The sequence below is a fragment of the Streptomyces sp. CA-111067 genome, from assembly GCF_050956065.1.
Classification (GTDB): domain Bacteria; phylum Actinomycetota; class Actinomycetes; order Streptomycetales; family Streptomycetaceae; genus Actinacidiphila.
In genome coordinates this window covers 5,906,620-5,924,776 of the sequence record NZ_CP192103.1, presented here as the reverse complement: position 1 = coordinate 5,924,776, position 18,157 = coordinate 5,906,620, and the positions used below count along the sequence as shown (strand labels likewise).

General features: G+C 72.9%; 16 protein-coding genes. 12 read left to right on the top strand and 4 right to left on the bottom strand.

Annotated elements, in window-relative coordinates; translation table 11 throughout:
• Positions 1-90: 90 nt before the first annotated feature.
• Entirely contained in the window at positions 91-444 is a 354-nt protein-coding gene (locus tag ACQPW6_RS26205) for a WhiB family transcriptional regulator (RefSeq protein WP_433892126.1), read from the bottom strand.
• Positions 445-706: 262 nt separating this feature from the next.
• Positions 707-1,390 carry a DUF1707 SHOCT-like domain-containing protein gene (locus ACQPW6_RS26200; RefSeq protein WP_433892125.1) on the bottom strand — a complete coding sequence of 228 codons (684 nt, stop codon included), beginning with the start codon at positions 1,388-1,390 and terminating at the stop codon, positions 707-709.
• A gap of 152 nt (positions 1,391-1,542) precedes the next feature.
• Between ACQPW6_RS26200 and ACQPW6_RS26195 the strand changes: the two genes are divergently transcribed.
• From ACQPW6_RS26195 to ACQPW6_RS26140, 12 genes are all read left to right on the top strand, one after another.
• Positions 1,543-3,204: a fumarate hydratase gene (locus ACQPW6_RS26195; protein WP_433892124.1), complete on the top strand. Its 1,662-nt coding sequence runs from the start codon at positions 1,543-1,545 to the stop codon at positions 3,202-3,204.
• Positions 3,205-3,242: 38 nt separating this feature from the next.
• Positions 3,243-4,628, top strand: coding sequence for a class II fumarate hydratase (locus tag ACQPW6_RS26190; RefSeq protein ID WP_433892123.1), 1,386 nt, complete (start codon positions 3,243-3,245; stop codon positions 4,626-4,628).
• 23 nt (positions 4,629-4,651) lie between these two features.
• On the top strand, positions 4,652-5,326 hold the full coding sequence (fomD, locus tag ACQPW6_RS26185) for a cytidylyl-2-hydroxypropylphosphonate hydrolase (protein ID WP_433892122.1): 675 nt from the start codon (positions 4,652-4,654) through the stop codon (positions 5,324-5,326).
• A gap of 239 nt (positions 5,327-5,565) precedes the next feature.
• A complete protein-coding gene (locus tag ACQPW6_RS26180; protein ID WP_433892121.1) occupies positions 5,566-5,730 on the top strand; it encodes a hypothetical protein in 165 nt (54 codons plus the stop codon).
• A 255-nt stretch (positions 5,731-5,985) separates the two neighbouring features.
• A complete protein-coding gene (locus tag ACQPW6_RS26175; protein WP_433892120.1) occupies positions 5,986-8,172 on the top strand; it encodes an ATP-binding SpoIIE family protein phosphatase in 2,187 nt (728 codons plus the stop codon).
• Positions 8,173-8,329: 157 nt separating this feature from the next.
• A complete protein-coding gene (locus ACQPW6_RS26170) occupies positions 8,330-9,787 on the top strand; it encodes a catalase (protein ID WP_433892119.1) in 1,458 nt (485 codons plus the stop codon).
• Positions 9,788-9,923: 136 nt separating this feature from the next.
• Entirely contained in the window at positions 9,924-10,898 is a 975-nt protein-coding gene (locus ACQPW6_RS26165) for an SPFH domain-containing protein (RefSeq protein WP_433892118.1), read from the top strand.
• Positions 10,899-11,020: 122 nt separating this feature from the next.
• Entirely contained in the window at positions 11,021-11,251 is a 231-nt protein-coding gene (locus ACQPW6_RS26160; RefSeq protein WP_433894666.1) for a hypothetical protein, read from the top strand.
• Positions 11,252-11,329: 78 nt separating this feature from the next.
• Positions 11,330-11,854 (top strand): PadR family transcriptional regulator, encoded by a 525-nt coding sequence (locus ACQPW6_RS26155; RefSeq protein ID WP_433892117.1) that lies wholly within the window; start codon positions 11,330-11,332, stop codon positions 11,852-11,854.
• A complete protein-coding gene (locus tag ACQPW6_RS26150) occupies positions 11,851-12,540 on the top strand; it encodes an ABC transporter ATP-binding protein (protein WP_433892116.1) in 690 nt (229 codons plus the stop codon). Before ACQPW6_RS26155 ends, ACQPW6_RS26150 begins: the two co-directional genes overlap by 4 nt.
• Positions 12,537-14,993, top strand: a complete 2,457-nt coding sequence (locus tag ACQPW6_RS26145) for an FtsX-like permease family protein (protein ID WP_433892115.1) — start codon at positions 12,537-12,539, stop codon at positions 14,991-14,993. The genes ACQPW6_RS26150 and ACQPW6_RS26145 overlap by 4 nt, the downstream gene beginning before the upstream one ends.
• A 74-nt stretch (positions 14,994-15,067) precedes the next feature.
• The gene (locus ACQPW6_RS26140) at positions 15,068-15,604 is read left to right on the top strand and encodes a carboxymuconolactone decarboxylase family protein (RefSeq protein WP_433892114.1); all 537 of its coding nucleotides are present in this window, start codon (positions 15,068-15,070) and stop codon (positions 15,602-15,604) included.
• A 51-nt stretch (positions 15,605-15,655) separates the two neighbouring features.
• Here ACQPW6_RS26140 and ACQPW6_RS26135 read toward each other — a convergent pair whose 3' ends face one another.
• Together ACQPW6_RS26135 and ACQPW6_RS26130 are read right to left on the bottom strand one after the other, a co-directional pair.
• Positions 15,656-17,230 carry an AI-2E family transporter gene (locus tag ACQPW6_RS26135; protein ID WP_433892113.1) on the bottom strand — a complete coding sequence of 525 codons (1,575 nt, stop codon included), beginning with the start codon at positions 17,228-17,230 and terminating at the stop codon, positions 15,656-15,658.
• A 179-nt stretch (positions 17,231-17,409) separates the two neighbouring features.
• The gene (locus ACQPW6_RS26130; RefSeq protein WP_433892112.1) at positions 17,410-18,123 is read right to left on the bottom strand and encodes a transglycosylase SLT domain-containing protein; all 714 of its coding nucleotides are present in this window, start codon (positions 18,121-18,123) and stop codon (positions 17,410-17,412) included.
• Positions 18,124-18,157 lie beyond the last annotated feature (34 nt).

Below are 18,157 nucleotides of genomic sequence, written 5' to 3'. Positions count from 1 at the left end.
CTCATAGCGGAGCTATTCGGGCATTTCGGCAACGCAGCGGGCGGGCGTGCCAGGTGCCGAAGGGGCCGTTCGTGATCCGCCGGACAGGCCCTAGCCCGCGGCGGCTATCTGGGCCGCGGAGCGCTGGAGTTCGATGTCGCGGCGGCGCCTGCGGGCCATCACGACCCGGCGCTCGGCGGCCGTCATGCCGCCCCACACGCCGTACGGCTCGGGCTGCAGCAGCGCGTGCTCCCGGCATTCGAGCATCACCGGGCAGCGGGCGCAGACGCGTTTGGCGGCCTCCTCGCGGGACAGACGGGCAGCGGTGGGTTCCTTGGAGGGAGCGAAGAACAGCCCCGCCTCGTCACTGCGGCAGGCAGCCTCGGAGTGCCACGGGCCGCCCAGATCCCGTGGATGGCCCGGTGGGGGGACGGTGTCCGACACGGGCTCGATCGGTTGAAGCACGAGTAACTCCTGACGAGGCTCGGCGGATGCCACGCTTGCCCGTCACCGACTGCTCCCCGTGCGCAGCGTGCGGCGGCGGGCAGCGCGGCGGCGTGTCCCGAACCCCTACCCGCTGTACGCGACTTCATGCGCACCGTGTTCGCCGCCGGGCGGGCGCCCGCAAGCCGCTGACCTGGACGTGGCGTGAACACGCACTATGCGTGGCGCACACGCGCACCACCCGTCACACGGTCGCGACGACCCCGGTGCGGCGCCCGGCCGTTCAGCCTTCGAGCGTCTTCTTCGTCCAGTCCTTGATCTTCTTGCCGCGCTTGGCCTTCGCCTCGACGCCGCCCCAGAAGGCCAGCCCGTTCAGCCGGACCACCGGAGCGCCCGGGTCCGGCGACTCGAACGCCTTGATGTCGGAGCCGCCCATGATCCCGATCACGCCGCCGCCGCGCAGCGTCACGTTCTCCGGCACCTTGATGCTGATGCCGCCCATGATCGCGGTGCAGTTGATGACGAGCTCCGGCGAGGTGAAGGTGGCCTCGGTCAGGTCGATCTCGACGCCGCCCATGATGGCCACCGCGTTGATCCGGTTGCCGACCCGCCAGCGGCCCTTGCGGTCCGCGCCGCTGAGGATGGCGACCAGGTTCGGGTTCTCGCCGCCCTGGCTCGGGTCGTAGCTGCGGCGGGCGCCGGCCGGGGCCGGGGCGGCGGCCCGGCCGACCGGCAAGTCCCTTACCAGCGGCTCCAGTTCGCCGAGCGTCTTGGCGGCGTAGACCTGGTCGATCCGCTCGGAGTGCTCGGCCGCGTCGAGCCGGCCCTCGGCGAGCGCGTCCCGCAGGATGTCGGCGATCCGGTCCCGGTCGGCGTCCGAGGCCCGCAGATCCGGTGCCGGCGCCGTGTTCTGACCGGCCGTGCTCGCCGGCTGCTGCGTGCGCTTCTGGAGCTGGGATTCGTCCACCCGCCCACCGTACACAGACGCGATAGATCGCGACCACCCTGAAGCCCCCGGAACGTTCCCCTAGGGGAAGCGGCCCCGCGGCCGGGCACTCCCCCGTGCGCCCTACCCTGATAAGGCTCAATGACGACGCAGCCGAGTGAGGAATACCCCTTATGCCCGAGTTCAGTTATACGGATCTGCTTCCCCTCGGCGAGGACACCACCACCTACCGCCGCCTCACCACCGAAGGCGTCCGCACCTTCGAGGCCGACGGCCGCACGTTCCTCCAGGTCGACCCCGAGGCGCTGCGGCTGCTCGCCGCCGAGGCCATGCACGACATCTCGCACTACCTGCGCCCCGCCCACCTCGCGCAGCTGCGCCGCATCCTGGACGACCCGCAGGCCAGCGCCAACGACAAGTTCGTCGCGCTCGACCTGCTCAAGAACGCCAACATCGCCGCAGCCGGGGTGCTGCCGATGTGCCAGGACACCGGCACCGCGATCGTCATGGGCAAGCGCGGCCAGCACGTACTGACCGCGGGCGGTGACGAGGAGGCGCTGTCGCACGGCATCTACGACGCGTACACCAAGCTCAACCTGCGCTACTCGCAGATGGCCCCGCTGACCATGTGGGACGAGAAGAACACCGGCTCCAACCTGCCCGCGCAGATCGAGCTGTACGCGACCGACGGCGGCGCGTACAAGTTCCTGTTCATGGCCAAGGGCGGCGGCAGCGCCAACAAGTCGTTCCTTTACCAGGAGACCAAGGCGGTGCTCAACGAGACCGCGATGATGCGGTTCCTGGAGGAGAAGATCCGCTCGCTGGGCACCGCGGCCTGCCCGCCGTACCACCTGGCGATCGTGGTCGGCGGCACCAGCGCGGAGTTCGCGCTGAAGACCGCCAAGTACGCCTCCGCGCACTACCTGGACGAGCTGCCCGCCGAGGGCTCGGCCGCCGGGCACGGCTTCCGGGACAAGGAGCTGGAGCAGCAGGTCTTCGAGCTGACCCAGCGGATCGGGATCGGCGCCCAGTTCGGCGGCAAGTACTTCTGCCACGACGTGCGGGTGGTGCGGCTGCCCCGGCACGGCGCCTCCTGCCCGGTGGCCATCGCCGTGTCCTGCTCAGCCGACCGGCAGGCGCTGGCCAAGATCACCGCCGAGGGCGTCTTCCTGGAGCAGTTGGAGACCGACCCGGCCCGCTTCCTGCCGGAGACCACCGAGGAGCAGCTCACCGCCGACGACGACGTGGTGCGGATCGACCTCAACCGGCCGATGGCCGAGATCCGCGCGGAGCTGACCCGCTACCCGGTCAAGACCCGGCTGTCGCTGTCCGGCCCGCTGGTCGTCGCCCGCGACATCGCGCACGCCAAGATCAAGGAGCGGCTCGACGCCGGCGAGGAGATGCCGCAGTACCTGCGCGACCACGCCGTCTACTACGCCGGCCCGGCCAAGACCCCCGAGGGCTACGCCTCCGGCTCCTTCGGCCCCACCACGGCGGGCCGGATGGACGCCTACGTGCAGCAGTTCCAGGCGGCCGGCGGCTCCTACGTGATGCTCGCCAAGGGCAACCGCTCCCAGCAGGTCACCGACGCCTGCGCCGAGCACGGCGGCTTCTACCTCGGCTCGATCGGCGGCCCGGCCGCCCGGCTGGCCCAGGACTGCATCAAGCAGGTGGACGTCCTGGAGTACGCCGAACTCGGCATGGAGGCGGTCTGGAAGATCGAGGTGGAGGACTTCCCGGCGTTCATCGTCGTGGACGACAAGGGCAACGACTTCTTCAAGGACCCCTCCCCCGCCCCCACCTTCACCTCCATCCCGCTCCGCCAGGGCGCGTAAGGGGAACAAAGTTCGCCTGGCGGGGCACTGTAAGAGGTATGAGTGAGTACCGGATCGAGCATGACTCGATGGGCGAGGTGCGGGTGCCGGCCGAGGCGAAGTGGCGGGCGCAGACGCAGCGGGCGGTGGAGAACTTTCCGATCTCCGGGCAGCCGATCGCCCGTGCGCACATCGAGGCGCTCGGGCGGATCAAGGCGGCTGCCGCGAAGGTGAACGCGGAGCTCGGGGTGCTCGACAAGGAGATCGCCGAGGCCGTGCGGGAGGCGGCCGAGGAGGTCGCGGCCGGGAAGTGGGACGCGCACTTCCCGATCGACGTGTTCCAGACCGGCTCGGGCACCTCGTCCAACATGAACGCCAACGAGGTGATCGCCACCCTGGCCACCGAGCGGCTCGGCCGCGACGTGCACCCCAACGACCATGTGAACGCCTCGCAGTCGTCCAACGACGTCTTCCCCTCCTCCATCCACATCGCCGCGACCGCCGCGGTGACCGGCGACCTGATCCCGGCGCTCGACCACCTGGCCACCGCCCTGGAGGCCAAGTCGGCCGAGTTCGCGACCGTCGTCAAGGCCGGCCGCACCCATCTGATGGACGCCACGCCCGTCACCCTCGGCCAGGAGTTCGGCGGCTACGCGGCCCAGGTGCGCTACGGCGTGGAGCGGCTGCGCGCCTCGCTGCCGCGGCTGGCCGAGCTGCCGCTCGGCGGCACCGCCGTGGGCACCGGCATCAACACCCCGCCCGGCTTCCCCGCCGCGGTGATCGCCGAGGTCGCGCGGACCACCGGGCTGCCGCTGACCGAGGCCCGCGACCACTTCGAGGCGCAGGGCGCCCGGGACGGCATCGTGGAGACCTCGGGGCAGCTGCGCACCATCGCGGTCGGCCTGACGAAGATCGCCAACGATCTGCGCTGGATGTCGTCCGGCCCGCGCACCGGGCTCGCCGAGATCAGCCTGCCCGACCTCCAGCCCGGCTCGTCGATCATGCCGGGCAAGGTCAACCCGGTGATCCCGGAGGCCGTGCTGATGGTGGCCGCCCAGGTCACCGGGAACGACACGGCGATCACGGTGGCCGGCGCTGCCGGCAACTTCGAGCTGAACGTGATGCTGCCGGTGATCGCCCGCAACATCCTGGAGTCGGTGCGGCTGCTGGCGAACGTCACCCGGCTGCTCGCCGACCGCACGGTCGACGGGATCACCGCGCACGCCGAGCGGGCCCGCGAGTACGCGGAGTCGTCACCCTCCGTGGTCACCCCGCTGAACAGGTACATCGGCTACGAGGAGGCCGCCAAGGTCGCCAAGCGGGCGCTGGCGGAGCGCAAGACGATCCGCGAGGTGGTCATCGAGTCCGGCTACGTCGAGCGCGGCCTGCTGTCGGAGACGGAGCTGGACCAGGCCCTCGACGTCCTGCGGATGACTCACCCGTAACGCGGGATCCGTAAGCTCTCTTCATGACAGCCGAAGCCGAAATCTCCGTCAGCCACCGGCAGCGCCGGTACTGGACGCCCGGTGACCAGGTGCTCTGGCGCTACCGCGGCAACGGTACGGACGAGGTGCACATCGCCCGCCCGGTGACCGTGGTGCGGGACGACGCGGACCTGCTCGCGGTGTGGATGGCACCGGGCACCGCGTGCGTGAAGCCGGTGCTCGCCGACGGCACCGACGTGCACCGCGAGCCGCTGCCCAGCCGCTATGTGAAGCCGCGGACGACCGTGGTGGACCGCTGGTGGGGCACCGGCGTGCTGAAGCTGGCCCGGCCGGGCGAGCCCTGGTCGGTGTGGCTGTTCTGGGACCACGACTGGCGGTTCCGCAGCTGGTACGTGAACCTGGAGGAGCCGCTGCGCCGCTGGTCGGGCGGGGTGGACTCGGAGGACCACTTCCTGGACATCTCCGTCTACCCGGACCACAGCTGGCACTGGCGGGACGAGGACGAGTTCGCGCAGGCGCAGGCCGACGGGTTGATGTCCGTGCAGGCCGCCGACCGGGTCACGGCGGCCGGCCGGCGAGCGCTCGGCGTGGTCAGGGCCTGGGGGCCGCCGTTTCGCGACGGCTGGGAGGACTGGCGGCCGGACCCGGCCTGGCCGGTGCCCGAGCTGCCCGCGGACTGGGACCGTCCGGCGCGCTGAGCACGGGGCCGGGCACCAGATGGGCGCGATGCGCGGAATGATCCACCGTCCCCTTGTTGCGCGCGCGAGCGGCAACCGTAGGATCGTGCGACGGACACTGCACAATTGCCCGGCGCGGCCTAGAGTTTGACGCCACATCACGGGGTGCGCGCCGCACACGCTCCCCGGCACATGCCAAGCCATGCCCGACGCCAGGACGACGGCGTCACGATCCGATGCAGTTCAGGAGGCCCCGAGCAGTGGGAACCGGCGGCTACGAACAGGTACAGCGGGGCAGACCCGGCCGCACGGCGGAGTCCGATCCGCCCGGCGGCACCGCCGGCCGGGCCCGGCCGGACCGGGCCCGTACGATCTGCCTGCCCGGCACGACCGCCGGCGCCGTCGGCCCGGCCGGCTCCCGCTGACCGCCGACCGCAGCTCCCTGACCGCTCCGAGACCTGACCGCTCCGAGACCTGACGGCTCCGAGACCTGACCGCTTCGATGCCTGACGCTCGCCCGACCGTATGACGTGTGACCCGCCAGTGCCGTATGACTTGCGTGACCCGTATGACTTGCCTGACCGTACGACCGCACCACCGTACGACCGCACCACCGTACGGACCAGGCCCGAGCCCCGCCGCGGCCAGCGCGTGGCGCACAGACGGATGGAACGACTCGCGTGACCACGGACCCGCCCCGCCCACCCAGGCGACCCGCCGCGCCCCCTCCCGACCCGCGCGGCGGCCCTGGCCTGCCGGAGAAGCCGACGGAAGACGTGACTGAACACCAGACCGAGACGCCGAAGGCACCGCGGAGCGCCCCGCGCGGGCACCAGGACGACCAGGACGGCGGCGCCGAGCCCGGCCACCGGCCGCCCCCGGCGCCGCCCGCCGCCCCGCCGTCCGCCCCACCGCCGTCCGCCCGGCCGCGCCCGCCCGAGCGCGGCGAGCCGGCCGGCCCGGTGCGGCGCTCCGGCGAGCCGCCGCTGCCGCCGCTCCCGGCGCACGGCAGCGGCTGGGTGCCGAGCGCCACCTTCGTCAGCGCGCCGAGCACCCCGCTGCCGCCGGCCACCCCGCCGCGCGGTCCGGCGTTCGACGCGGCCGGGCACCCGGGGGACGACGACTCGGTGGGCATGCGGATCCCGATGCCCGCGCAGACCGGCCCCGAGGCGGACCGGCTGCGCTACGTGGGTGCCGCCACCCGGCGGATCGCCCGCGGCCTGGACCTGGACGAGATCCTGCTCGGCCTGTGCCGGTCGGCGGTGCCGGCCTTCGCCGACGCGATCCTGGTCTACCTGCGCGACCCGCTGCCGGTCGGCGACGAGCGCCCGTCGGGCCCGCTGCGGCTGCGGCTGCGCCGCGCCGACGGCGGCCTGGACGGCCCGGCCGACCCGCCGGACGACGCCCCGGTGGGCGCGGCGCCGCTGCTGCCCGCGCTGGAGACGTCGTACGGCAGCGGCACCGACTCGATCGGGGTGCTGCTGGACGGGCCGCTCGCGGAGGTGCTGCGCGGGGTGCGGCCGGTGTTCGCGGAGTCGCCGCGGGCCGCGGACGCGCTGGCCGAGCTGCTGGGCCGTCCCGACGAGCCGGCGGGCCTGCCGACCGGCCGCCGGGCGCTGCTCGCGCCGCTGCGCGGCCGCCGCCGGGTGATCGGCGCGGCGGTGCTGCTGCGGCGCGACGACCGGCCGCCGTGGGAGGCCGACGACCTGCTGGTGGCCGCCCAGCTGGCCACCCACACCGCGCTCGGCGTGGACAAGGCGGTGCTCTACGGGCGCGAGGCGTACATCGCCGACGCCCTCCAGCGCGAGATGCTGCCCGACTCGCTGCCGCAGCCCACCGGCGTGCAGCTCGCCAGCAGATACCTTCCGGCAGCGGAGTCCGCCCGGGTCGGCGGCGACTGGTACGACGCGATCCCGCTGCCCGGCAGCCGGGTGGCGCTGGTGGTCGGCGACGTGATGGGGCACTCCATGACGTCCGCGGCGATCATGGGCCAACTGCGTACCACCGTGCAGACGCTGGCCGGGCTGGACCTGGCGCCGCAGGAGGTGCTCTACCACCTGGACGAGCAGGCCCAGCGGCTCGGCCAGGACCGGATGGCGACCTGCGTCTACGCCGTCTACGACCCGATCGCGCACCGGCTGGTGGTGGCCAACGCGGGCCACCCGCCGCCGGTGCTGCTGCACGCCGACGGGCTCGCCGAGGTGCTGCGGGTGCCGCCGGGCGCGCCGATCGGCGTCGGCGGGGTGCCGTTCGAGGCGGTCGAGCTGCCCGCGCCGGCCGGGGCGACGCTGCTGCTGTACACCGACGGCCTGGTGGAGTCCCGCAGCCGGGACGTGTGGGGCGGCATCGAGCTGCTGCGGGAGCGGCTGCACGACGCGGCCACGGTGGTCTCGCCGCCGCCGCTGGAACCGCTGTGCGACGAGGTGCTGGAGATCCTCGGCCCCGGCGACCGGGACGACGACATCGCGCTGCTCGCGGCCCGGTTCGACGGGATCGCGCCCAGCGACGTGGCGTACTGGTTCCTGGACCCCGAGGCGCAGACCGCCGGCCGGGCCCGCCGGCTGGTGCGGCAGGCGCTGCGGCGCTGGGACCTGGACGACCAGCTGGAGGCGGCGGAGCTGCTGGTCAGCGAGATCGTCACCAACGCGGTGCGGTACGCCGAGCGGCCGGTGACGCTGCGGCTGCTGCGCACCGACGTGCTGCGCTGCGAGGTGGGCGACGACGCCCCGCTGCTGCCGCGGATGCGGCACGCGGCGCCGGAGGAGGAGGGCGGGCGCGGCCTCTACCTCGTCAACCGGTTGGCCCAGCGGTGGGGCGCCACCCGCTTGGGCGCGGGCAAGGTCGTCTGGTTCGAACTCCCCCTCTAGCCGGGGGCTCCCGGCCGCCCCGCGCTTTTCAGCGGCGCGGCCGGGCGGGGCGGGGCCCGGCCGGGGCGCGGTCGAAATGCCGGGGGGACTCGGGGGTGCGACGGTGGGTAGGCGCCAAGCGACCCAGCACCCACGCCCGGACGGGAGCACGGACCCGATGAGTACGCCGAACGTACCTGCCACCACGAACAACGCCGGAATCCCGGTGGAGAGCGACGAGCACTCGCTCACCATCGGCCCCGACGGGCCGATTCTGCTGCACGACCACTACGCGATCGAGAAGATGGCGCAGTTCAACCGGGAGCGGATCCCGGAGCGGGTGGTGCACGCCAAGGGCAGCGGCGCGTACGGGCACTTCGAGGTGACCAACGACGTCAGCCAGTTCACCAAGGCGCACCTCTTCCAGCCGGGGCGCCGCACCCAGATGCTGGCTCGGTTCTCCACCGTGGCCGGCGAGCAGGGCAGCCCGGACACCTGGCGTGACCCGCGCGGCTTCGCGCTGAAGTTCTACACCGAGCAGGGCAACTACGACCTGGTCGGCAACAACACCCCGGTCTTCTTCGTCCGGGACACCATCAAGTTCCAGGACTTCATCCGCAGCCAGAAGCGCCGCCCCGACAACGGCCTGCGCGACAACGACATGCAGTGGGACTTCTGGACGCTGTCGCCCGAGTCCGCGCACCAGGTCACCTGGCTGATGGGCGACCGGGGCATCCCGAAGTCCTACCGGCACATGGACGGCTTCGGCTCGCACACGTACATGTGGATCAACGGCGCCGGGACGAAGTTCTGGGTGAAGTACCACTTCAGGACCGACCAGGGCGTGGACTTCCTCACCCAGGCCGACGCCGACGAGCTGGCCGGCCAGAACGCCGACGCGCACCGGCAGGACCTGTGGGAGCACATCGACCGCGGCGAGCACCCGTCGTGGACGCTGTCGGTGCAGGTGATGCCGTTCGAGGACGCGGCGGACTACCGCTTCAACCCGTTCGACCTGACGAAGGTGTGGCCGCACGGCGACTACCCGCTGATCGAGGTCGGCCGGATGACGCTGGACCAGAACCCGGAGGACTTCTTCGTCCACATCGAGCAGGCGGCGTTCGAGCCGTCCAGCATGGTGCCGGGCATCGGCCCGTCGCCGGACAAGATGCTGCTCGGCCGGCTGTTCTCGTACCCCGACACGCACCGCTACCGGATCGGCCCCAACTACCAGCAGCTGCCGCCGAACCGGCCGCACGTGCCGGTGCACTCGTACGCCAAGGACGGCCCGATGCGGTTCGAGCCGGCCCGGGTGGGCGCGCCGTACGCGCCGAACTCCTACGGCGGCCCGGCCGCGTCCCCCGAGGCGTACGGGGACCTGGCCGGCTGGCGGGCGGCCGGCGAGATGGTCCGCGAGGCGTACACCCTGCACCGCGAGGACGACGACTTCGGGCAGCCGGGCACGCTGGTGCGCGAGGTGCTCGACGACGCGGCCCGCGACCGGCTGGTGGGGAACGTCTCCGGCCACCTGATGGACGGCGTCAGCGCCCCGGTCCTGGAGCGCGCCTTCGGCTACTGGCGCAGCGTGGACCGGCAGCTCGGCGACCGGATCGCCGCGGCGGTCACGGCCGGCTGACGACCGGCGGGCCGGCCCGCAGAGCGCAGCCCCGGAACACGTGACGGCCTCCCGTGGTCCGGGGCTGCATCGCGTTATTTAATGTGATAGCTTTTTGTTAGCTAACAGTGAGCACAATGAGGGAATCGGGGACGCCATGCCAGACAGCCAGAGCGAGCCGGGCCGGTCGATCGACCCGGCCGCGGAAGCCGCCGCCGAAGTACCGGAGATGCCCGCACCCCGGGTGCGCGAGCGGCGCGCGGTCGGCATGCCGGGGCTGCCGTTCCTGCTGATCGCCCTGCTGGTGGTGCTCGGCGGGGTGGCGCTGATCGTGATCGGCGCCGTGCGCGCCAAGGACCACCCGGGGGCGCTGCCCACCACGCTGATCATCGTAGGCGTGCTGATCGTGGCGATCGCCTTCATCACGCTGTTCGGCCTGACCCAGGTCGCGCCCGGCCAGGCCAGGGTGTGCCAGCTCTTCGGCCGCTACCAGGGCACCATCCGGCAGGACGGGCTGCGCTGGGTGAACCCGTTCACCAGCCGGAGGAAGATCTCCACCCGGCTGCGCAACCACGAGACCGCGGTGCTGAAGGTCAACGACGCCTACGGCAACCCGATCGAGCTCGCCGCGGTGGTGGTCTGGCAGGTCAGGGACACCGCGCAGGCGGTCTTCGAGGTGGACGACTTCGTGGAGTTCGTCTCGATCCAGACCGACACCGCCGTGCGGCACATCGCGACCAAGTACCCGTACGACGCCCACGACGGGGTGGCGGTCTCGCTGCGCGGCAACGCCGAGGACATCACCGAGCAGCTGTCCACCGAGATCACCGCCCGGGTCGAGTCGGCCGGCGTGACGATCATCGAGTCCCGGTTCACGCACCTCGCCTACGCGCCCGAGATCGCCTCGGCGATGCTCCAGCGGCAGCAGGCCGGTGCGATCGTCTCGGCCCGGCAGATCATCGTGGACGGCGCGGTGGGCATGGTCGAGGCGGCGCTCACCCGGATCGCCGAGCAGGGCATCGTGGAGCTGGACGAGGAGCGCAAGGCGTCGATGGTCAGCAATCTGCTGGTCGTGCTGTGCGGCGACCGGGCGGCGCAGCCGGTGCTCAACACGGGCACGCTCTACCAGTGACCAAACAGCCCGACGAGCCCGACGCGGCCGCCACCGCGGAACCGGCGGAACCCGCGGAACCGGCGGAACCGGCCGAGCCCGCGGCGGCGGCCCCCCGGCCGGGCCGGGCCGGCCGCAAGCAGGTGCTGCTGCGGCTCGACCCGGCCGTCCACGACGCGCTGGCCGGGTGGGCGGCGGGCGAGCTGCGCAGCACCAACGCGCAGATCGAGTTCCTGCTGCGGCGGGCGCTGGCCGACGCGGGCCGGCTGCCGGCGGCGGCCCGGCCGATCCCGCGCCGCGGCCGTCCGCCCAAGTCCGCGGCCCCGGAAGAACCGCCCCAAGGACCGTCCCAAGGACCACCAGAAACCTCCTGACCTGCGGAAACGCAGCAGCTCAGCAATATTCACCATGGGTATACACACCATGTATACCCATGGTGTACTGTGCTCCGCATGTCAATCGGACACACTCTGCTCGGACTCCTGGAGTCCGGCCCGCGCCACGGTTACGACCTCAAGCGCGCGTTCGACGAACGCTTCGGGCACGACCGCCCGCTCGCCTACGGGCAGGTCTACTCCACGATGGCCAGGCTGCTGAAGAACGGCCTGGTCGAGGTGGACGGGATAGAGCCGGGCGGCGGCCCCGAACGCAAGCGGTACGCCATCACCGAGGCCGGCGTCACCGACGTGGAGACCTGGCTCGCGCAGCCGGAGCGGCCGGAGCCCTACCTCCAGACCACGCTGTACACCAAGGTCGTGCTCGCCCTGCTGACCGGCCGCCCGGCCGCCGACCTGCTGGACACCCAGCGGGCCGAGCACCTGCGGCTGATGCGCGAGCTGACCCGCCGCAAGTCCGCCGGCGACCTCGCCGACCAGCTGATCTGCGACCACGCGCTGTTCCACCTGGAAGCCGACCTGCGCTGGCTGGAACTGACCGCGGCCCGGCTCGACCAGCTCGCCGCGGTGGTGTCCACATGACGAACCCGACCGAGCCGCTGCTTGTCGCCACCGACCTGCACAAGGCATACGGGCCCACCCCGGCGCTGGCCGGCGTCGACCTGACCATCAGGGCCGGCGAGGTGGTCGCGGTGATGGGCCCGTCCGGCTCCGGCAAGTCCACGCTGCTGCACTGCCTGGCCGGCATCGTGCCGTACGACTCCGGGGAGGTGCGCTACCGGGACCGCCCGCTGTCGGAGCTGTCGGACGGCGAGCGCAGCGCGCTGCGGCGCAGCGACTTCGGCTTCGTCTTCCAGTTCGGCCAGCTGGTGCCCGAGCTGACCTGCCTGGAGAACGTGGCGCTCGCGCTGCGGCTGGGCGGCGAGCGGCGCAGGACCGCGGAGACCCGGGCGTCCCGCTGGCTGGAGCGCCTGGAGGTGGCCGACATCGCGGGCAAGCGCCCCGGCGAGATCTCCGGCGGCCAGGGCCAGCGGGTGGCGGTGGCCAGGTCGCTGGTGACCGAGCCCCGGGTGCTGTTCGCCGACGAGCCGACCGGCGCGCTCGACTCGCTGAACGGGGAGCGGGTGATGCGGCTGCTGACCGAGGCCGCGCACGACACCGGCGCCGCCGTCGTCCTGGTCACCCATGAACCAAGGGTGGCAGCCTATTCGGACCGGGAGATCGTCGTGCGGGACGGGAAGTCGCGCGACACGGAGCGGGTGTCATGAGCGGCGCCACCCGCCACGAGCCCTTCGCCGGGTTCGACTCGCCCGGGCACGGCCCCGGCCGCACCCCCGAACCGCCGGCCGACCTGCGGACTTGGACCCGGGACCTGGCGATGGGCGCCCGGTTCGCGGCCGGCGGCGGACGCGAGGGCTGGACCAGGACGATCCTGACCGGCGTCGGCGTCGGCCTCGGGGTGGCGCTGCTGCTGATCGCCGCCGCGATCCCCGGCATGATGCACACCCGCGACGGCAAGTCGGCGGCCCGCGCCCTGGCGCCGACCAACGGCGAACTCGTCAAGCCCTCCGACCGGTCGCTGCTGGCCGCCGAGGGCAGCACCACCTTCCGCGACAAGGACATCGGCGGCCTGCTGCTGCACAAGGAGGGGGCGAACGCGCCGGCGCCGCCCGGCGTGCGGGCCGTCCCGGCCACCGGGCAGATGGTGGTCTCCCCCGCGCTGAGGAAGCTGCTGCGCTCGACACCGCTGCTGCGGCCGCGCTTCCCGTACAAGATCGTGGGCACCATCGGGCAGTCCGGGCTGACCGGACCCGGCGAGCTCTACTACTACGCGGGCAGCGACCAGTTGGAGGCGCCCGACCCCGGCGCCGGCGGCGGCAACGCCGACCGGGTGACCGGCTTCGGGTACCGGATGGCCGGCGCCTCGATGAGCCCCACGATGCTGCTGCTGCTGATCGTGATGGTGGTGGTGCTGCTGCTGCCGGTCGCGGTGTTCGTCGGCGTCGCGGTCCGGATGGGCGGCGAACGCCGGGACCGGCGGCTGGCCGCGCTGCGGCTGGTCGGCGCCGACATCCGGATGACCCGCAGGATCGCGGCCGGCGAGGCGCTGCTCGGCGCGCTGCTCGGGCTGCTGTGCGGCTGGGGGTTCTTCCTGCTCGGCAGGCAGCTGGTCGGCCGGGTCACCATCCGCGGCATCACCGCGTTCCCCTCCGACCTGCGGCCAGGCCCGGGTCTGACGGGCATGATCATGCTGGCCGTCCCGGTGGCGGCGGTCGCGGTCACCATGCTGAGCCTGCGCGGCACCAGCATCGAACCGCTCGGCGTGGTCAGGCAGGGCGCCGGGCGGCGGCGCCGGCTGTGGTGGCGGCTGCTGATCCCGGTCGTCGGATTCCTGCTGCTGCTGCCGATGTTCCACTCGGTGCGGTCCGACAGCTCGGGGCTGAACGAGTCCCAGGTGGTGGCCGGTACGGTGCTGCTGCTGTTCGGCGTCACCGCGATCCTGCCGTGGCTGGTGGAGCTGGTGGTCGGCCGGCTGCGCGGCGGCCCGGTCGCCTGGCAGCTGGCCACCCGCAGGCTGCAGCTCAGCAGCGGCGCGTCCGCCCGGATGGTCAGCGGCGTCACCGTCGCGGTGGCCGGGGCGATCGCGCTGCAGATGCTCTTCGGCGGCGTGAACGGCCAGTTCCAGTACACCACCGGCGCCGACACCGGCCGCGCCCAGGCGTTCGTGAGCGCCCGCCCGTCCGGGCCGCCGCTGGCGGACGTGCTGGCCGCGGTCCGCGGCACCCGCGGGGTGAAGGAGGCGACCGGCTACGTCTCCGCGGACGCCACCCAGCCGGACGCGAGCACCGTGGCCAGGCGCGGCGGCGACTCGTCTGCCTACGCGTATCTGCCGCTGATGGTCGGCGACTGCCGAAGCCTGGCCCAACTGGCCTCGGTCACCGGCTGCCGGCCGGGCAGCTCGTACATCGTCAGGTCCGCCCAGGAGGGCAACAACACCGACCTGGACCGGTACGCCAGGCCCGGCGCGCCGATCGACCTCAACGACCCCGACAGCGACACGTACACCGGCACTCCCCGGCTGTGGCGGATCCCGGCCGACGCGAGGACCGCCGGCACCGTCACCGACGTGCTCGGCATCAAGGAGTGGGGGCTGCTGCTCACTCCCGAGGCGCTCGGCGACGCCCGGCTGACGGCGCCGAAGGCCCAGGTCGCGGTCGGCCTCGACCCGGAGCAGCCCGACGCGATGGAGTATCTGCGCAACACCGGGGTGGGGTTCGGCGTCGGGACGGCCGTCATGACGCTGCGCGCGACCGCCCAGACCACGCAGTACACCCAGCTGCGGCGCGGGCTGTTCGTCGGCGCGGCGCTCACCCTGGGGCTGATCGGCGCGGGCCTGCTGGTGACGATGCTGGAGCAGCTGCGGGACCGCAGGAAGCTGCTGGCGGTGCTGGTGGCGTTCGGCACCCGGCGCAGCGCGCTGGCCTGGTCGGTGCTGTGGCAGACCGCGGTCCCGGTGCTGCTCGGCCTGCTGCTGGCCTGCGCCGGGGGCCTGGGGCTCGGCGCGGCGCTGCTGGCGATGGTCAACGAGCCGTTCCACGCGGACTGGGGCAGCATGGCGACGATGTCCGCGATCGGCGGCGGGGTGGTGCTCGCGGTGACGCTGCTCAGCCTGCCGGTGCTGTGGCGGCTGATGCGGCCGGACGGGCTGCGGACGGAGTAGCTGAGCGGGGTTGCGGGCGGCTGCCGCCGCACGCGGATCGGGGCCGGTGCCCCACGGAAGGATGGTGGGTCGCGATGTCGCTGGACACGCTGCGGGCCGCGCTGCCTGACTACGCGAAGGAGCTGCGGCTCAACCTCGGCACGGTGATCGGCCGTTCGCCGCTGCCCGGGCAGCAGCTGTGGGGCACGGTGCTGGCCACCGCCGTCGCCTCGCGCTCGCCGCGGGTGCTGGCCGAACTGGGCCCGCAGGCCCGGGAGCACCTGTCCCCCGCGGCCTGGACGGCGGCCAGGGCGGCCGCGGCCGAGATGGCGATGACCAACGTCTTCCACCGCACCAGGGACCTGCTGTCCGACCCCGGGTACGGCCGGCTGCCGGCCGGGCTGCGGACGAACGTCCTCGGCGACCCCGGGGTGCCGCGGGCGGACTTCGAGCTGTGGTCGTTCGCGGTGTCCGCGGTCAACGGCTGCCGCGAGTGCCTGGATTCGCACGAGGCCGCGCTGCGGACGTCGGGCATGCGGCCGGAGACCGTCCACGAGGCGGTGAAGATCGCGGCGGTGGTGCAGGCGGCGGGGACGACGCTGGACGCGGAGGCGGTACTTGACGGGCTGTGAGGCGCGCGCTCAAGGGGTGCGGCGCTCAGGGGGCGGGTTCAGGAGCTGGGTTCAGGAGGTGGGGCTCTGCACGCTCTCGCCGCTCTGGGCGCCGCTCCCGGTGGCGGCCTCCGGCGGCTCCTCCACCGCGACGGCGGCGGGCACGGCGACCGGCGCGGGCTCGTACGCCACCGCCGCGCCGGGCGGCACCGGCTGCCCCTCCGCCAGCCGGGCTGCGGCCGTCTCCTTGGCGTGCGACCGCAGATAGCCGACGACGGTGTTGGTGACGGCGACCAGCGGTACCGCGACCACCGCGCCGCCGATCCCGGCGACCAGCGAACCGGCCGCCACCGACAGCACGACCGCCAGCGGGTGCACCCGCACCGCCCGGCCGAGGATGAACGGCTGCAGTATGTGGCCCTCGATCTGCTGCACCGCGAGCACCACCACCAGCACCATCAGCGCGGTGAACGGCCCCTCGGTGACCAGTGCCACCACCACCGCCACGAAGCCGGAGGCGACCGCGCCGACCAGCGGCACGAAGGAGGACAGGAAGATCACCACGGCCAGCGGCACCGCCATCGGCACGCCGAGGAAGAAGATGCCGACGCCGATGAAGATCGCGTCGATCAGCGCGACGATCACGGTGCCGCGCACGTAGAGGGTCAGGGTGCGCCAGGCGCGCGGGCCGGCGCCGGCCAGCCCCTCGCGGGCCGCCTCGGGGAACAGCCGCAGCACCCAGTTCCAGATGTTCGGGCCGTCGTAGAGCAGGAACAGCGTGCTGAACATCGCCAGCAGCATGCCGGTCAGCAGCTCGACGATCACCGTGACGCCTTGCAGCCCGGCGTCGGTCAGCGCCTTGGTGTTGGAGCCGATCGCGTTCTGCAGGCTCTTGGCGACCTGGTTGATCTGGTCGTCCGTGACGTGGAACGGGCTGTTGAGCAGCCACTTCTTGCCCTCGTTGACGCCGTCCTGGAGGCTGCTCGACAGGTTGTCGATGTTGTCCATCACCTGCCAGACGACGAACCAGCCGATCAGGCCCATCACGACGAAGCCGCCGATGAAGACCATCGCGGTGGCCAGCCCGCGCGGCACACCGTGCCGCTTGAGCCGGGCGACGAACGGCTGGAGCAGCGCGGTGATCAACAGGCCCGCGGTGAAGGCCAGTACGACCAGCTGGACCGCGCCGATCACCCGCATCAGCACCCACACGGTGCCGGCCAGTACCAGCAGCCGCCAGCCGACCTCGGCGGCCACCCGCATGCTCCACGGCACGGCGCTCAGCGGGTCCATCGCCGGCGCGGTGCGCTGCGCGGGCACGGCGGCGGCCGGCTGCTGGGCGGTGGCGGGGACGGCCGCGGGCTCGGCCGGGGCCGAAGCGCCCGCCGCGGACGGGTCCCTGACGGCCAGTACGGCGGTGCCGTTGACGGCTGCCGGGCCCGCCCCGGTCTGCGCCGGCACCGTGTCGGCGGCCGGCTGGGTGGCATCGGGCCCGGGGGCGTCCGCGGAGGCCGGGGTCGTGCTGCGGGCCGCCGGGTGGTCCGCCGCGTCCCGCGCGGACACCGCTGCGTGCCGCTCGTCGATCCGGCCGGCCAGGTTCGCCAGCCCGGCGGCGAGTGCGGCGCTCCAGTGGCGCTTCTCCGGCATTGCTGTCCCCTGACCCCTTCGATCCACCCCTGTGGCGCTGCTGTGAATGACGACGTTACCCGGGGCGAGGGTTGCCTCCGTGGCTTTACCGGCGCCCGGGCCGCAACCGGACACGCGCAAGCCCCCGGCCCGGAGGGCTCAGGGGCTTGCGCGGAAGCGTCGTGACTACGGCCCGCAGGCTAGTAGTTGCTGTGCACCTGCCAGTATGACCAGGCCCCGCACGGGCTGCCGTAGCGGCTGTTCATGTAGTTCAGGCCCCACTTGATCTGGGTGGCCGGGTTGGTCCGCCAGTCGGAGGCGACCGATGCCATCTTCGAGCCCGGGTTGGACTGCACCAGGCCGTACGCGGCGGAGGAAGGGTTCTGGGCCGTGTAGTCCCAGCCGCTCTCCCGGCTCACGATGTTGGAGAAGCAGGCGTACTGGCCGCTGCCCACGATCTGCTGCGCCATCGCCTTGACCTGCGCGGTGGTGTAGGTGGCCTGCACCGGGAAGGTGGCGCGCTCGTCGCCGCGGCTCGCGGCGGCCTTCGCCTCCTCCTCCTTGCGCTCCTTGGCCTTGGCCGCAGCCTCGTCCGCCGCCTTCTTCTTGGCGGCGGCGTCCTGCGCCGCCTGCTTGCGGGCCGACTGCTCGGCCGACTGCCGCGCCGTGGCGTCGGCGGCGTCGGACTGAGCCTGTACCTGCTCCGTCAACGACGCCTGCTGAACCTGCTGTCCCGCGGGGATGTCAGCGAGCAGCGTCGTCGTCCCGGCGGCCTCGACCGGCTCTGACGAGCCGCTCTGCTGGTCTGCGCCCGACGCGACGCCGACGACGGCGCCCACAGTGGTGACCGCGGTGGCTGACGCCACTGCGAGCCCCCGGACCGAGATCCGGCTCACACGGTTTCCTTCCGGCATCGTCCGCTTGGTGACCGCACGGACGAAATCGTGC

Bases quoted from the DNA above. Each gene is read 5' to 3' on its own strand.
- ACQPW6_RS26195 (WP_433892124.1), top strand. From the start codon at position 1,543: ATGCCCGAGTTCAGTTATACGGATCTGCTTCCCCTCGGCGAGGACACC.
- ACQPW6_RS26190 (WP_433892123.1), top strand. From the start codon at position 3,243: ATGAGTGAGTACCGGATCGAGCATGACTCGATGGGCGAGGTGCGGGTG.
- fomD (WP_433892122.1), top strand. From the start codon at position 4,652: ATGACAGCCGAAGCCGAAATCTCCGTCAGCCACCGGCAGCGCCGGTAC.
- ACQPW6_RS26170 (WP_433892119.1), top strand. From the start codon at position 8,330: ATGAGTACGCCGAACGTACCTGCCACCACGAACAACGCCGGAATCCCG.
- ACQPW6_RS26165 (WP_433892118.1), top strand. From the start codon at position 9,924: ATGCCAGACAGCCAGAGCGAGCCGGGCCGGTCGATCGACCCGGCCGCG.
- ACQPW6_RS26155 (WP_433892117.1), top strand. From the start codon at position 11,330: ATGTCAATCGGACACACTCTGCTCGGACTCCTGGAGTCCGGCCCGCGC.
- ACQPW6_RS26150 (WP_433892116.1), top strand. From the start codon at position 11,851: ATGACGAACCCGACCGAGCCGCTGCTTGTCGCCACCGACCTGCACAAG.
- ACQPW6_RS26145 (WP_433892115.1), top strand. From the start codon at position 12,537: ATGAGCGGCGCCACCCGCCACGAGCCCTTCGCCGGGTTCGACTCGCCC.
- ACQPW6_RS26140 (WP_433892114.1), top strand. From the start codon at position 15,068: ATGTCGCTGGACACGCTGCGGGCCGCGCTGCCTGACTACGCGAAGGAG.
- ACQPW6_RS26135 (WP_433892113.1), bottom strand. From the start codon at position 17,230: ATGCCGGAGAAGCGCCACTGGAGCGCCGCACTCGCCGCCGGGCTGGCG.
- ACQPW6_RS26130 (WP_433892112.1), bottom strand. From the start codon at position 18,123: ATGCCGGAAGGAAACCGTGTGAGCCGGATCTCGGTCCGGGGGCTCGCA.